Below are 15,225 nucleotides of genomic sequence, written 5' to 3' on the forward strand. Positions count from 1 at the left end.
TTGTTTGATCTTTGCTCTATGCTAACTAGTGTGTTGTTTTGCTTTGGCGGGCTCCGGCAGGAAAAAGCTGCCGATAAAAAAGCTTGAGCTTACCAGGGTGATTAAAATAAAGGCCTGGGAAAAATCCCCCTGGTTGACATCCACCAGCTTGCCGAATAACCATAATACCAAGGTAGTCATCAGATAGCTGATTGACCAGAATAAACTGAACACTATGGTAATTTTTTCACTGGTCATTTGCGGCAACTCCTGGGGCAGGGATACCAGGGCGGTAATAGGGAAAAAAATCACAAAGCCAAGCACCATAGCGCAAATGGTTTTCACTGTGATGGAAGGGCTGAAGGTCAAGCCGATGATGGTGACGATCATTACCAGTCCCGACCAGCGTATCACCGGCAGGCGGCGGGGAAATTTTAAACTGTAGATGATGCCTGCCAGGGTGCCTAAAATGCCGAAGGTGATCACCAGCGCGCTCTGGCTGATCCCGGCCCTGGGATAAAAAGTGAACAGGCAAATATAAAAGGAGAGGAGTCCGGCATAAGTAAGGGAGTAGACCCAGTTGAATTTGTCTTTTAAGGCGTGGCGGTAGCTGTAATCGGCTTGTGGACTTGTCTGGCTATGATTGTCGGGGGTACTTTGCTCCTGCTCGAATTTCACCAGCATCCATATTACGCCAAGCAGCAGGCTGGCCAGGGAAAACAGCATTAAACTGCTGCGCCAGCCGCCGGTGAAGGCATTGATATCTGCCATCAAATATAAAATGATGGCGGTACCTATATTAAAGGCCACGGCATTTAAGCCGTTCACCACAGGACGTTCTTTGGCGCTAAAGCAGCGCATCACCACAGGGTTGAAATACACTATCATCAGTGCGCCCCCCAGCCCCATAATAAAACGGCTCAGCAACAACAAATAATAATTCGGCGATAACGGCGTCAGCACGCCGACGGCAATCAGTACCATGGACAGCAACAGGGCGTTTTTCAGGCCGAGTTTCAGCGCCAGCAAGGCGGCAATAAAAGTGCCGAGGATTTTCGCTAAGGTGACCGCACCGCTGATAAAGCTGGCATCGGCCAGGGAGTCCACCGACATCGCCGACATGATATTGCCCATGCTGGCAGTACCGCCGACCCAGGCCATAGCGAATAAGATATAGCTAACAAAAACAATACCTTCTATTAAATATTTGTTGCTGATATGCATATATGTTACCTTCAAACAGATGCAGCGATTGTGATTTCAGCTTACCTTAGTCGGGTGAAAAAAAATCTACTACCTTAGTGCTATAGGGGATAGGGAAACCACTTGCTAAACTGCTGATTTCAAGGGCAAACTCATGGAGGAGATATTATGGTCCGCTCTGGTTGGTCAGGTTTAAGGAGTCAGCTATGCAGGCCTGGCTAGCTATGGATACCTGGCTGGTTTCCCTGCTTTCCCTCGGTTATCTGGCCTTGTTGTTTGTAGTCGCCTATCTCGGGGAAAAACAACCGGTTTCACAGTGGCGCAGCCGGCCTTTCATTTATAGCTTGTCCCTCGGGGTGAGTTGTACCAGCTGGGCGTTTTACGGCACCGTCGGGCAGGCGGCAACAACGGGTTATGCGATTGCCCCTGTTTATATCGGCACTATTTTTACTTTGGTGCTGGCCTGGCCGCTGCTGTTGAAAATCCTGAAAATAAGCAAGCAACAGAATATTACCTCCATCGCCGATTTTATTGCCTGTCGCTATGGCCGCTCGGCCCGGATCGCCCGTCTGGTAACCCTGGTGGCTTTAGTGGGCACTATTCCCTATATTGCCCAGCAGCTGCGGGCGGTGAGTGCGAGTTTTAATTTACTTACCGGCACCCATCAAAGCGGCAGCCAGACGATAGTAGCGGTCACTTTAGTGCTTACGGTTTTCAGTATCCTGTTCGGCACCCGGCAGCTGGCGGCGAGCAAGCAAAACCAGGGGTTGGTGCTGGCCATTGCCTTCAGCTCCGTGGTTAAGTTGCTGGCGTTTCTTTGTGTCGGGATTTTTGTCACCTATGTGATGTTTGACGGTTTTTTCAGTTTATCTGCTTTGGCCCCGGAAAACTTGCCTGATACCGGCGCCGGTGGCGGTGAATATGGTTTGTATCCGGCCCTTTCCCAGGCGGTATTGGGGGCGATCACTATATTAGTGCTGCCGCGGCAGTTTCATATGATGATGATTGAAAACCATCACAGCGATGAACTTAAATCTGCCCGCTACTATTTCCCCCTGTACCTGCTATTGATCAACCTGTTTGTGCTGCCCATTGCCATTGCCGGGCAGTTAACCTTTAGCCAGGGAGAAGTCAGTGCCGACAGTTATGTGCTCACCCTGCCGTTGATTGCCGGGCAGGCCTGGCTGGGCGTGGTGGCCTATCTAGGCGGCTTGGCGGCAGCGGCCAGTATGGTGATAGTGGCGACCATAGTGCTCAGTACTATGGTCGCCAATGAAATTGTGAATCCCCTATTGCTTAAGTTAGAAGGAGTTAACTCAGCGTTTTCCCGGTTAGATCACTTGATGGTGCGGATAAAGCCGCATTCCGGCGGCTCTCTGCTTTTTATTCGCCGCTTGGCGATTGTGGCCATTTTGTGCCTGGGCTTATTTTTTGAACGCCTGATCAGCCAGCAGGATACCCTGGCGAGTCTGGGCTTATTGTCTTTTGTGCTGATGGCCCAGTTGGCCCCCTTGATCCTCGGCGCCCTGTACTGGCGAAAAGCCACTAAAAATGCAGCGTTGACGGCACTTGCCGTCGGCAGCCTGCTGTGGGGTTATACCTTATTGTTACCGGGCCTGTTTGGCGACAGTCCGTTTATGGCTCACTGGCTCGAACACGGCCCCTGGGGGATAAATTGGTTGGCCCCCCAGTCATTATTTTCTCTGGAACTTGATGCCATCAGCCATGGCTTATTGGTCAGCTTGCTTGCCAACGGCGTTATTTTTATTTTGATGTCTCTTTATGGACGGCGCAGTGTCGGTGAAAAACTGCAGGCGGACATTTTTTTGGATAAATCGCCTGCGATGCCGCAAATGAAGCTGACCATAGCGGATCTGGCGAATCTGTTGCGGCGCTTTGTCGGCAAGGGGGCCAGCGATGACTTTCTCTCGTCAATCGATAAAAAGCACGCAATGGCCAAACCTGCGTCCGACTTTTTAGTGGCCCGGGTCAGGGTACAGCTGGCGGGGGTGTTAGGCTCGGCCTCCACCCGTCTGGTGATGAAAGCCGCGGTGCAAAGCCAGGAGATGCCGCTGGAAGCGGTGGCCGATATCGTCGATGAAGCCAATGAAGCCTTGCGCTTTAACCGCGAGCTGTTGCAGGCGGGGATTGAAAGCATCAACCAGGGGATCAGTGTGATTGATGCCGATATGCGCCTGGTGGCCTGGAACCAACGTTATCTGGAGTTGATGGACTATCCGCCGGGATTACTTTGTGTCGGTAAACCCGTGGCTGAGCTGTTGCGTTTTAATGCCGAGCGCGGGGTGATCCCAACCGGGGATATCGACGGCATGATAGCGCGGCGTCTGGATTATATGCGCCGGGGCTGCCGCCATTATCACCAGCGTATCTGGTCCAAGGGCATTGTCTTGGAAATCCAGGGGCAGGCGATGCCGGGCAAGGGATTTGTCACCACTTTTTCTGATATTACCGAGCATGTTAATGCCAAAAAGGCATTAAAAGAAAGCAATGAGTTGCTGGAAAAGCGGGTGGAAAAAAGAACCGAACAACTGGCGCTGGCCAAGCTTGAAGCGGAAAGGGCCAACCAGAGTAAAACCCGTTTCCTGGCTGCCGCCAGCCATGATTTGATGCAGCCGTTTAATGCCCTGAGTTTATATACTTCTATGCTCAAGCAAAAGGCCCGGGGCTCGGATTTTGCTGCCATTGCCGAGAATATCAGCGACTCCCTGGTCTCGGCAGAAATGCTGCTCTCGGATTTGGTGGAAATCTCGAAACTCGATGGCGGGGCGTACAAAACCCGGTATTCGGTGTTTCCCCTGGACGAGGTGCTGGCGCCGCTGGCAAAAGAATTTATCCTGTTGTCACAGGACAGGGGAGTGCGCTTTCATTACCAGCCGTCTAGCTGTTATGTTTACAGCGATAAAAAACTGCTCAGGCGTATTGTGCAGAACTTCCTGACCAATGCCGTGAATTATTGTTGCCAGGGGCGGGTAGTGCTTGGGGTTCGCCGTCAGGGGCAATTTATTTCCCTGCAGGTATGGGATAACGGCCCGGGCATAGCAAGTGACAAGCAAGAGGTGATTTTTAAAGAGTTCGAACGCATCAATGACAGCCAGGATACCCCCGGGTTGGGACTGGGCCTGGCCATTTGCGACCGTATCGCCCGGTTATTGGCTTTGCCGATAGGTTTGCATTCACTGGTTGGTCGCGGCACCGGCTTCACCTTGCGCCTGCCCAAAGGAAATGCGCCTGAGTTGGCTGCGGCCGTACGGGCAGAAGAAAAAGTTGCTCACTTAACCCGGGCACTGCCGGCGACCCGGAGCCAAAACCGGGAGGATAATATCGTACCTTTACACGGCGGACAAAAGGCGGAGCAGATCCTGATCATCGACAATGATCTCCGGGTATTGCAGGCGATGCAGTCGCTGCTGGAAAGCTGGGATTATCAGGTGATTGCCGTTGAAGATAAGCATCAGCTGGAAGCGGTATTAGCAAATGTCCCGGGCAGCACGCTTGCACCTATCTTGGTGATTGCCGATTATCATTTAAGCGAAGGGTGTAACGGGGTGGATGTAACCCGGGAATTGCTGGCGACCCGGCAATGGCCCATCTCCTGTATCATTAATTCTGCCGACCCCGGGGAAGCGGTGCGGGCGCATGTCATCGAGGCGGGGTACCGCTTTATCCGCAAACCGATCAAAGCCATGGCACTGAAAAGGTTGATCAGGGAATTAAAGGGCACACCGGACGAAACCAAGAGCCGGGCAATGGATTAAGGTGTCCGGGCTTCCCGCTACTTAATGGTGGTGGGCGGCATTCAGCTGCTGAAAGGCAATGCCCGCCTGGGTGCGGTTATTGATCTCAAACTTGGCTAAAATCGCCGAAACATGTTTTTTAACTGTGGTTTCACGAATATTTAGCCGATAGGCAATTTGTTTATTGAGCTGGCCGTCGGCAATCAGCTCCAATACCGTATATTGCTGCGGGGTTAACTGTGCCAGTTTTTCCGCCAGTTTTTTATCCGGACTTTGCTCTGATCGGGGATCTAGCTGCCCGCTTTGCTCCGCCAATAAGTTCTCCGGCAGCCAGGTATTGCCTTCGGTGACGGTATTGACGGCCCGGGCAATCGTGGTGAAATCGGCGGATTTAGGGATAAAAGCACAGGCGCCAAGGTCTATGGCTTTACGCATAATATCCGGGTTGTCTTCGGATGAGATCATCACCACCGCCACGTCAGGGTAATGGTTGAGCAGCCGGGTGAGTCCGCTAAATCCTGTGCTGCCCGGCATATGCAAATCAAGGAAAACCAGCTCTATGGCAGACTGCGCTTCTATTAGCGTGATCAAACCGTCGAAATTATCGGTTTCCAGGATGGCTTCATCTTGCGCAGAGCCGTTTTCTATGCTCTCGCCTGCGATACACTGGGAAAGGGCCTGTTTCAGCGCCGCCCTGAACAAGGGGTGATCATCGGCAATTATGACTTGGCTTAGGCTCATGGTAAACATTATCATCCGTAATAAAGGGGTTAGTGATACGTTATAGTAATTTGATTGATATGACTATTATTATTCCGGGGGACTTGCCCGCAACTTGGTTAGTTTTGCGGGCAAGCGGTTGGGAAATTCAGGATTAAAAGCTGTAACTGAGTGACAAGGCGACGGTTTCCGGGTCGCCGTAATAACCAATCAAGGTAGTGTCTCCCCCGAGTCCCGGGAGATAGCCGCCGTCATCATTCGGGGTGACAAAGGCATAGTTGCCCACCAGGTATTCTTTGTCTGTGATATTCTTCCATTGTAAACTGGCCTGCCAGTGATCGTTATTGCTGTACCAGGTCAGTCCCAGGTTGGCTAAGCCGTAACCTTCCTGGGTTAACAGGTTGTCGGTGACGGTCAAGTCATAACTGCTGCGGTAATAATAATTGCCGTTGAAGACAAAGCTGCCGTACTGGCTGTCAAAATCATAGCTAAAGCCGAGGTTCATGGTGGTATTGGGGGTATTGCTGACGGTGAAGCTGTCGCTGATATCAATTTTATTGCCCTCTTCGTCATAGGACTTTACCTTGTCAAAGGAAGAGTCTATGGTGCCGATAGTGGCGAACAGGCTCAGGCTGTCGGTGGCGGCATACTGGAGTTCTATTTCCGCGCCGCTGGCATCGGATGTGCCGATATTGCCCAGGCGCTGGTTTAAGTCGGCAGCACTTTCTCCCGGCAGCACAGTGACAAATTGTCTGTCTTTGTGGTCCAGATAGAAGAGGGTAGCGTTGACCCGCAGGCTGTTAAACCACTCGCTTTTGATGCCGATTTCAAAGGAGTCTACCAGTTCCGGATCTGCGGCAGGCTCGGCCATTTCAGCCCTGGGGTTGAAGGTGCCCGATTTAAAGCCCTGGGCATAACTGGCAAAAAGCATCATATCCCTGTGGTATTGGTACTCAAGGCCAAGTCGTGGGGTAAATCTGGACCAGGTTTCGGAGTCATCCAGTACGGTAGGTATAAAAGCATTGATGGTTGCCTCGTTGCGAATATATCCCGGCACCCAGCCGGAGTCCGGGTAGATGGTTTGGGTAATAACGCCATTTTTGACCAGGGCGTCTTTTTCTTCGCGGGTATACCTTGCCCCTAAGGTCATGGATAACTTATCGGTTAAATCATAACTGCCCTGGGCATAAATAGCGTAACTTTCGCTGTTATTACAGCCGCTTACTTCCCGGGTAAGTCCTTGCTCGCCGATAGCATTGCCCAGTACTTCCAATATGGCGTCAAAGGTGCCGCAGGACTCGCCGTCATAATAATAAAGACCGGATACCAGAGTGAGTTTGTCCGAGTTATAGTTAAGCTGGAATTCCTGGCTAAACTGTTCGTCGTCATAAATCGCCGGTACATCAAAGATACGCAAACTGGTATTGTCAAAGTCTATATTGGTGCGGGAGTCGCTTTCCCTGCGGGCAGTGGTGGACTTAAACGACCAGCTATCATTAATGTCATAAGTGACGGTCAGGCTCAGGCCCTCGGTTTCCACTTCGTTCCAGGTAGGTAAACTGGTATAAGAGTCGTAAACACTGTCGGGCACGGGGGCTTGAGTTAACAGGCTGGGTATCAGGCGGTAACCCCCTTTGGCATTGGAGTCGTCGTCGGTTTTATCATAGTTGAGGCGGATAAAAAGCGCATCGCTTGGGCTGTATTCCAGTGTTAGCCTGCCGGCAAAGACATCTTTGTTGTAATTTTCCCTGTCCTGATTATCGAGATCTGAGGTGATAAACTCGCCAAAACCGTCGCGGGTGAGGCGGGCACCGGCAAACCCCAGGTAAAGCTCGTCATCTATTAAGGGCACTTGTCCGGAAATTTGCACGTCCCGGCGGGAGTAGTCTCCCACCGTAGTATTGATGCTAAACTCGCTCTCGCCGGTCATGGCCCGGGTTACATATTTAATGGCGCCCCCTATGGTATTTTTACCGTATAAAGAGCCCTGGGGACCGCGCAGGATTTCTACCCGCTCGACATCCAAAATATCCAGCACCGCTCCCTGGGGACGGGCGATATAAACATCATCGATATAGATACCGACTCCGGGCTCATAACCCCAGAGGGGATCTTCCTGGCCAACCCCGCGGATAAAGGCGGTTAAGGTGGAATTGGTGCCCCGGCTGCGCTGTAAAGTGGTATTTGGGGTGAATTGCTGGACCTCGGTCAGGATGCTGATCCCGTTTTGTGCCAACTGCTCGGCCCCGACAGAGGTGATGGAAACGGGCACTTGCTGCAGGTTTTCTACGGTTCTGCGTGCGGTAACTTCAATATGCTCCAGCGAGCCTGTGGTGTCGTTATCGGCTGCACCGGATGCGGTTGGGGCGGCGGTTGCGAGGTTGCCGTTTAATGCGCCGGCAATTGCCAGGGCAAGATAACACCGGGTTGATTTTAGCTGCTTCATTGCGATCCCTTTCCTTAGTGTTGGTGCCGATTTTTTCTATCGAAAAAAGCACCGGGTTATCAACATATTCCAGCATGTTTTTTGTAAAACTCTTATGACCACTTTTCCCAGATGTTTAATGGCTGCAGATATGTCTTTGTTAACTAACGACTCTAACGTAAAAAAGCGTAAAAACAATGTGTACTATAGTAGTATTTGGTCTCTCAGCCCTTTGCTTTACCATTTTTCCTGAATCAATACTGTTAATTAACTAAATACGGCTCTGTTTGCTTCGATATTGCCTTTCCTGCAAAAAATAGCATTAAATATCAGATTTTACTTGAAATTATATCAATGTCCGCTTAACTGATTTTTGATCCGTTAAGGAAAAGAGCTGAGAAAACGGGATAAATAGCAGGGAGTGTCACCTGGTGACATCATTAATTAACACAGGAGTGTGGATATGAACAATAAAATAGCTGTTGTCACCGGCGGCGCCAGTGGTATTGGTTTTGCCGCCGCCAAAGCCTTATCAGAAGCCAACCATACCGTCGTGATTGCAGATTTATCCAAAGAGCTGGGGTTAGCTGCCGCGGAAGAGCTCGATTGTGATTTCGTTCAGGCAGACTTATCTTCAGCCAAGGATAATTTCAGGTTAATTGAATCTACGGCGGAATCGCATGGCAGTGTCGATGTGCTGGTCAATAATGCCGGTTTTCAGCATGTCTGTCAGCTGGCTAACTTTCCCGAAGATACCTGGGAAAAGATGCTGGCTGTGATGCTCACTTCCCCCTTCCTGCTGACTAAGTATGCCTGGCCTTATATGAAGAAAAAGGGCTGGGGCCGGGTGATTAATATTGCCTCGGTACACGGCATGATAGCCTCCCCCTATAAATCAGCCTATATCAGCGCCAAACATGGCTTGTTGGGACTCACGAAAACCGCGGCGCTGGAGGGAGGAGAGCATGGCATTACCGTCAATGCCATTTGTCCTGCTTACGTAAAAACCCCTCTCGTGGATAAGCAGATATTGGCACAGGCACTGAACAATAATATGTCACCGGATGATGTGATTTCTGAGGTGATGCTGAAAAATGCCGCCATCAAGAAATTAATCGAACCGGAGGAGGTCGGGGCATTTGTCGCCTATCTTGCCAGCGATATTGCCCGCTCATTTACCGGAGCAAGCCTGGCACTGGATTTAGGCTGGACTGCCCAATAGCATTTGTCGGTTATCTCTAAGCCAGGCAAGCAACATTGCCCGTTCATTTACCGGGGCAAGCCTGGCACTGGATTTAGGCTGGACTGCCCAATAGCATTTGTCGGTTATCTTTGAGCCAGGCAAGCAACATCGCCTGTTTGTTTATCGGGACAAATCTGGCATTGGATTTGGGCCGGATTGCCCAATAGCTTTAGCGGCGCTAACGGTTTATTAGACAGCAAGAAAGTAAAAAGCCCGCGAGGCGGGCTATTTTACGTGTGTTATTAGTTTTATTATTTACTTGGAGTTATTAGCGTCTTTGAGGATAACAGCATTTAAGATTGAATTTTCCTGCGTCGGAAAATACCTAAGCCGGTCAGGGCTAAAGCAAAAATTGCCAGAGTTTCCGGCTCAGGCACATCGCCGTGGCGGGTGATCAGATCAATGTGTAAATGCATATCATTGGTGACTTGGGTTTCCGGTAAGGAGAAGTGTACGCTGTGTGCCCCCCAATCCGTGAGCACTCCGCTCATATTGGTGATGACATCAATACCGACAATCTCCCCGTCCATCAAACTGCCATCTGCATGACGCCAGTCGAGGTCGGTTAACCAAAAGTCCAGGTAACCCTGGCCGTCACAAGTGAACCAGCCGCAATAGGGACCATTATCGAAGGTCACCCAAATAGACTCGGCACTTATGTCTATGCTGATGGAATTTTGGAAATTAAAGTAATCGGGATATTCTACATCGGCGCCGACTATGGCAGGCATCTCGCCATTGCCTTCACATGCCGGCTCAGGAGAGCCGCCGCTTTGCATACAGGATAAGAGAACTTCGTCACCCATTAACGATGCTGAGGCGGTTGCTCCCCAGCATAAAACCGTTGCGGTGAATAGATAAGCTAATAGTTTTTTCATCATTATTTCCTCGATATAAATCTTCAGTAAATAAGACAGCTCTGTACGAGCAAACAGGTAGCAGCAGGTATTAAGCCAAGATAATATTTATCAGCTAAATCTGTATCTTATAGACGGCAAATTTAAGGTGTTTAGAAAATCGACAGTGAAGTGTATAAAAAATGGACAGTTTGAGACATTTCTTCGATATAAATCTTCAGTAAATAAGATAGCTCTGTACGAGCACACAGGTAATAGCAGGTATTCAGTCAAGATAATGTTTATCAGTTAAACCTGTATATTATAGACGGCAAATTTAAGGTGTTTAGAAAATTGACATTGAGCTGTGTGAAAAATATACAGTTTAGGGCGGGAGTTGAGGGAAATTCGACCTTTTGTCGAGGGGGGTTTTTAAGAGAAAAGCCCGCAATGGCGGGCTGTATATTTTCTGTAGTCTTCTTTGACTATTAAAGTAAGGAATGAACTTTTCTGCGGCGGTAATAAAGTAAACCAGCCAGCGCTAAAGTTAATAAAACCAAGCTGCCCGGCTCAGGAACGCCGGTGTCGTCATTTCTTCTTAATTGCCCGGTATCATTACTGGTGACTAAACCTATATGGAGGAACATATCGCTGGTGACTCTTGTTTCCGGCAGGGCAATATGGACACTGTGATCGGTGAATCCCGTTTTTACTCCTGTCATATTGGTGGTGATATCTAAACTTACCAGTTTGTTATCTATGATATCCAGCCAGTCGAGATCGTATAACCAAAACTCTAAAAAGTCACCGTCATCGCAAGTAAACCAGCCACAATACGGACCACCATCAAAAGCCAACCAGATTGAATCAGCGTTTATATCAATACTGAGGGAGTTTTTGAAATTAAAGTAATCGGGATACTCAATATCTTCACCCACTATGGCCGGAATGTCGCTGTTGCCTTCACACAATGGATGGTCACTGCCGCCAGCTTGCATACAGGATAAAAATATTTCATCTCCTATTAAAGAGGCTGAGGTATGAGCCCCAAAAAAATATAGACCCAGGGTTAAAACAAGAGATATTAACTTCTTCATAATAACTTCCTCTTAACTTGCTGTTGTAATGATATGGGGCAAAGCTAGAACAACCTGCAGAAATTAAGCCAAAAAAGATTGTCGGGAAAAACAGGCAAGGCTATTGTTATTTAATGTCATTCGGGCTAATGAAAATTATCACTTTCAGCCTTGTTATATATGGCTTTTAAGAAAAACTATTCACAATAGGTGATTTGAAATAACAGTCTTTCTACCTGCTTTGTTAAAGTGAATATTTTTATAGTGCAGCAGGTTACTGGTTATTGGTTTGCACATTAAAAAAAAGTTTTTGCTCGTTTAAGGTGCAACTTCTTGATGAAAGCTTATCGTAACACGGGAGTCAGTTAATTGGAGTCAGGTGTGTAGATATAAAAAAGCTCGCCAGGGCGAGCTTAGTTGTCAGGTGGTTGTCTGGACTTTATTACTTGGTTACGACAGATTTTTTTCGTCTGTTATAAGCTAATCCTGACAGAGTTAAAGCAAATAAAACCAAGGTGCCTGGCTCAGGAACGTCGACATCAGGGTCGGCTATCAGGTTATCATGGTCGGTTATCAGGTTAATATGGAGAAACATACTGCTGTCTACGTCGGTTTCCGGTAAGGCAAAGTGTACGCTGTGATCGCCGTATCCGGTTTGTACGCCTGTCATATTGGTGATGACGTCTATACCGGTAATAATAGCATCGGGCATATCAACCCAGTGAAGATCTGTTAACCAGAATTCTAATAAGCCCTGGCCGTCGCAGGTGAACCAGCCGCAGAAAGGACCGTTATCAAAGGTTACCCAGATAGAATTAGCGTTGACGTCGATACTGAGGGAATTTTCGAAATTAAAATAGTCGGGGTATTCGACATCGGCACCGACTGTGGCCGGCAGGGCACCGTTACCTTCACAGAGTTCATGATCTGAACCACTTGATTGCATACAAGTTAAAAAGACTTCATCGCCCATTAAAGATGCAGAAGCGCTTGCTCCCCAAAGTAAAACAGTGACGGTTAAAACAAGAGATATTAACTTCTTCATAATAACTTCCTCAGGTATAACTTTAGTAAATGAGTGCCGGTTGGCGTATAGGGAGGAAATTGCAGATATTAAGCCAACAATGATTTTTACATAAAAATCTATGACTTATGAGTGATGTGTAAAGTTTGATGATTATGGTTGTATAAAAAACAGACAGGGAAATGTCGTCTGATCTGGGAGCCGGTGAATGTTTTTACAAGAGTCCAGCCCATAAAAACTGGCTATGGGCTGATGTGTTACTTGTTCTTGCCGGAAAAATCAGGATTATAATTGCCAAAATTTTGCAATTTCGGTGACGGCTGATAAAGGGGCCGCCAACATGTAGTCTGCCGGGGGAGTCTGTTTAGGGGTTACCGGTAATCCGTGTTTAAGGTTGAGCATTTCAACCTGTTTTACCAATATTTCATTTTTGTTATTACGCCATTCTCTGATCAGGTATTCATCATGTTCTATGGTGTTATTGGCCTGTGTTATACCGTTTAATCCTGCCCATTGTTGTGCCAGTACCGTGGCGTTTTTCGGATTTACTACGGTATCTTTTGTCCCGGACCAGATGGTGAGCCTGGGCCACTTGCTTCGCTTGGGATGCTGCTGTAATACGATATCGATAAATTCCTGGGTACTTTTACCTGGGCCGCTTTTCATACAGGCGATGGCTTTGATTAAATTGCTGGCACATTGATAGGGTAAACCGCCTATGATGGCGCCCGCGGTAAACAAGTCAGGATAATTAGCCAATAAAGCCGCTGTCATGGCGCCCCCGGCGGATAAACCGGCAATGAAAACTTCGCTGGCTTGGTACTTTTTTTGGCTGTAGGTGATCATATTAAACAGGGATAACATTTCTCCGGAATGTTTGCTGATATCATTTTGGGAAAACCAGTTGAAGCAGTTGGCGACATTATTGGTTTTTTGTTGTTCAGGTAACAACAAAATGGCATTTTTTTCCCGGGCCAGTGTTCCCATACCGCTGTCACCGGCAAAGATTTTCGCTTCCTGGACACAGCCATGCAGCAACACCACCAGCTTGGCCCCCTTCGGCTGGCTGGGGAGCTGGATATAGGCCTTTAACTCCCCGGGGTTATCGCCAAAGTTTTCCAGTGCAGTTATTCCCTGGTGCCCTGAGGCAGCTGAGGGTAAATAAAAAGCTAAAACCGGCTTTGGCCAAATAGTGCAGGCCGCGACATACAGGGTGCAGAGAAAAAGAAGATTTAATATTTGCCCGTGGGAGATTTTGTTCATGGCATATTCCTTTAAAACCTGAGGTAGCTTTTATCATGACGGCTAACACGGTTTTTAGGCAATGCTACTTTAGTTCCTTTTGGCTATTTTTTGTCTCGCCCGGGCGCCTGCCGTGTTTTTTGGGGATGCACAAGGGCTTGCGGGACAAAAGTAGCATGTCGTTTTTTGGCATCAGGGATTAGAGTCAATGGGATGATTTATTTTAAAGGAAGAAAATAATGAAACTTAATCTTTTGATATACTTAACTTTAGTGATCTCGGGACATGTTTTTGCCTGTAAAGACAGTGTTGTCCTGGTGCATGGTAACAGTGCCAGTATCGATAGCTGGGATAATACCTATCAGTTATTACTTGAAAACAATTACAGTAGCGATGATATTTATCGCCCTGACTGGGGCTCAAAAACCTGCGCCGCTTGCAATGATCACAGCGGCAGTGAAGAAGTGCCGGTAAAAGAAGCCATCACCGCGGCGATTGCCAACTCCTGCAGCGGCAAAATTGATGTTATCACCCACTCTATGGGCGGGACTTTGGCGGCGCAGCAAATTGTCCAGCTGAACGTCGCGGCATCAATAGATACTTTTGTCGGGATTGCCGGCGCCTTCCGGGGCTTGTGGAGCTGCGGGGTTTATCCTTTTAATGTCTGGTCTTCTACCTGCGGCGCATCCGGACTGTCGGTGCAAAGTCCTTTTCTTCAGGCATTAGATGGCCAGGTACTGGCGGATAAAGTGTATTCCATTAAAAGCAATATTGACCAGGTGGTTTGTGCCACCGGTGTTTGCAGTGTTTCCGGCTTGCACACTAGCCGTATCTGGTCGGAAGATAACAGCTTTACCTATGTCCTGGGACACTTTGGTTTACAGTCTGATACCGCCGCGTTGCAGCTCAGTTTAATTCAATAGCCCGGCAAATGTTGGCGGAGATATTTTCGCCGCTTAGGCGATTTTGTGCAATTGATTTTACTTGCCGTCTTTTTTCAAGCCCTAGTCATTGTTACTATGGCCGGGCTTAGATTATTTAGACAGGAGTATGCTGTGCAATCAGGTGCAGAATCTGTGGTGGTACTGGATTTTGAAACCACCGGGCTTTCCCCCGATAACGGTGACCGGGCCATTGAAATTGGTGCGGTACGTTTGCAAAACGGTGTCATCACCGAGCGCTTTCAGCAGCTTATGGATCCGGGACGCCGCATCAGTCCCTTTATTGAAGATTATACCGGTATTACCAATGCCATGTTAGCCGATGCCGCACCTGTCTCGACTGTGATGGCGGACTTTGCCGACTTTATCGGTGACGATAACCTGGTCGCCCATAATGCCTCATTCGATAAGCGTTTTCTAGATGCCGAATTGGCCAGGATTTCCAGATCATACCCGGGAGCATTTGCCTGTTCTTTACTGGTTTCCCGCAGGCTCTATCAGGATTGCCCGGATCATAAGCTTGGCACTTTGGTGCGCTGGAAAAATATTGCCGGTGAGGGAAGCTTTCACCGTGCCCTCTATGATGCTGAAATGACAGCTTATTTATGGCTAGCCATGCTGGAGGATATCCGGGAGCAGAGCCGGTTATCCGATGTGCCTTTTGACCTGGTCACCCAGTTATCAAAAACGGCGAAAAAATCCGTCAACAGCTTTTTCAGCCGCTGGTAGGCAAGTTTTGCTTTTATGGGCAAAGGAAATAAAAACCTGGCTAAGCTTTTGA

General features: G+C 48.5%; 11 protein-coding genes. 4 read left to right on the plus strand and 7 right to left on the minus strand.

What is annotated here, in order from left to right:
* Positions 1-21 precede the first annotated feature (21 nt).
* Positions 22-1,203: an MFS transporter gene (locus tag QL234_RS05265; protein ID WP_281556781.1), complete on the minus strand. Its 1,182-nt coding sequence runs from the start codon at positions 1,201-1,203 to the stop codon at positions 22-24.
* 185 nt (positions 1,204-1,388) lie between these two features.
* Between QL234_RS05265 and QL234_RS05270 the strand changes: the two genes are divergently transcribed.
* The gene (locus tag QL234_RS05270; protein WP_281556782.1) at positions 1,389-4,958 is read left to right on the plus strand and encodes a PAS domain-containing hybrid sensor histidine kinase/response regulator; all 3,570 of its coding nucleotides are present in this window, start codon (positions 1,389-1,391) and stop codon (positions 4,956-4,958) included.
* A gap of 21 nt (positions 4,959-4,979) precedes the next feature.
* Here QL234_RS05270 and QL234_RS05275 read toward each other — a convergent pair whose 3' ends face one another.
* Complete coding sequence (locus QL234_RS05275; RefSeq protein ID WP_281556958.1) at positions 4,980-5,678, minus strand: response regulator transcription factor; 699 nt, start codon at positions 5,676-5,678, stop codon at positions 4,980-4,982.
* 133 nt (positions 5,679-5,811) lie between these two features.
* Entirely contained in the window at positions 5,812-8,103 is a 2,292-nt protein-coding gene (locus tag QL234_RS05280) for a TonB-dependent receptor (protein ID WP_281556783.1), read from the minus strand.
* Between the two features lie 442 nt (positions 8,104-8,545).
* Here QL234_RS05280 and QL234_RS05285 point away from each other — a divergent pair, with 442 nt between their 5' ends.
* Entirely contained in the window at positions 8,546-9,304 is a 759-nt protein-coding gene (locus QL234_RS05285) for a 3-hydroxybutyrate dehydrogenase (RefSeq protein ID WP_281556784.1), read from the plus strand.
* 314 nt (positions 9,305-9,618) lie between these two features.
* Here QL234_RS05285 and QL234_RS05290 read toward each other — a convergent pair whose 3' ends face one another.
* The 4 genes from QL234_RS05290 to QL234_RS05305 form a co-directional block, all read right to left on the minus strand.
* Positions 9,619-10,206: a PEP-CTERM sorting domain-containing protein gene (locus tag QL234_RS05290; protein WP_281556785.1), complete on the minus strand. Its 588-nt coding sequence runs from the start codon at positions 10,204-10,206 to the stop codon at positions 9,619-9,621.
* Between the two features lie 443 nt (positions 10,207-10,649).
* A complete protein-coding gene (locus tag QL234_RS05295; protein WP_281556786.1) occupies positions 10,650-11,258 on the minus strand; it encodes a PEP-CTERM sorting domain-containing protein in 609 nt (202 codons plus the stop codon).
* Between the two features lie 421 nt (positions 11,259-11,679).
* Positions 11,680-12,282 (minus strand): PEP-CTERM sorting domain-containing protein, encoded by a 603-nt coding sequence (locus QL234_RS05300; RefSeq protein ID WP_281556787.1) that lies wholly within the window; start codon positions 12,280-12,282, stop codon positions 11,680-11,682.
* A 264-nt stretch (positions 12,283-12,546) separates the two neighbouring features.
* Positions 12,547-13,524, minus strand: coding sequence for a PHB depolymerase family esterase (locus QL234_RS05305; RefSeq protein ID WP_281556788.1), 978 nt, complete (start codon positions 13,522-13,524; stop codon positions 12,547-12,549).
* A 218-nt stretch (positions 13,525-13,742) separates the two neighbouring features.
* On the opposite strand from QL234_RS05305, the gene QL234_RS05310 reads away from it, so the two are divergent.
* On the plus strand, positions 13,743-14,426 hold the full coding sequence (locus QL234_RS05310; RefSeq protein WP_281556789.1) for an alpha/beta fold hydrolase: 684 nt from the start codon (positions 13,743-13,745) through the stop codon (positions 14,424-14,426).
* Between the two features lie 132 nt (positions 14,427-14,558).
* Positions 14,559-15,173, plus strand: a complete 615-nt coding sequence (locus QL234_RS05315; protein ID WP_281556790.1) for a 3'-5' exonuclease — start codon at positions 14,559-14,561, stop codon at positions 15,171-15,173.
* The last annotated feature ends 52 nt before the right edge of the window (positions 15,174-15,225 follow it).

Origin of the sequence: Thalassomonas sp. RHCl1 (assembly GCF_947387555.1) — a bacterium.
Lineage (GTDB): Bacteria > Pseudomonadota > Gammaproteobacteria > Enterobacterales > Alteromonadaceae > Thalassomonas.

Excerpts from the sequence above, each read along its gene's own strand:
- QL234_RS05265 (WP_281556781.1), bottom strand. The coding sequence starts at position 1,203 with ATGCATATCAGCAACAAATATTTAATAGAAGGTATTGTTTTTGTTAGC.
- QL234_RS05270 (WP_281556782.1), top strand. The coding sequence starts at position 1,389 with ATGCAGGCCTGGCTAGCTATGGATACCTGGCTGGTTTCCCTGCTTTCC.
- QL234_RS05275 (WP_281556958.1), bottom strand. The coding sequence starts at position 5,678 with ATGAGCCTAAGCCAAGTCATAATTGCCGATGATCACCCCTTGTTCAGG.
- QL234_RS05280 (WP_281556783.1), bottom strand. The coding sequence starts at position 8,103 with ATGAAGCAGCTAAAATCAACCCGGTGTTATCTTGCCCTGGCAATTGCC.
- QL234_RS05285 (WP_281556784.1), top strand. The coding sequence starts at position 8,546 with ATGAACAATAAAATAGCTGTTGTCACCGGCGGCGCCAGTGGTATTGGT.
- QL234_RS05290 (WP_281556785.1), bottom strand. The coding sequence starts at position 10,206 with ATGATGAAAAAACTATTAGCTTATCTATTCACCGCAACGGTTTTATGC.
- QL234_RS05295 (WP_281556786.1), bottom strand. The coding sequence starts at position 11,258 with ATGAAGAAGTTAATATCTCTTGTTTTAACCCTGGGTCTATATTTTTTT.
- QL234_RS05300 (WP_281556787.1), bottom strand. The coding sequence starts at position 12,282 with ATGAAGAAGTTAATATCTCTTGTTTTAACCGTCACTGTTTTACTTTGG.
- QL234_RS05305 (WP_281556788.1), bottom strand. The coding sequence starts at position 13,524 with ATGAACAAAATCTCCCACGGGCAAATATTAAATCTTCTTTTTCTCTGC.
- QL234_RS05310 (WP_281556789.1), top strand. The coding sequence starts at position 13,743 with ATGAAACTTAATCTTTTGATATACTTAACTTTAGTGATCTCGGGACAT.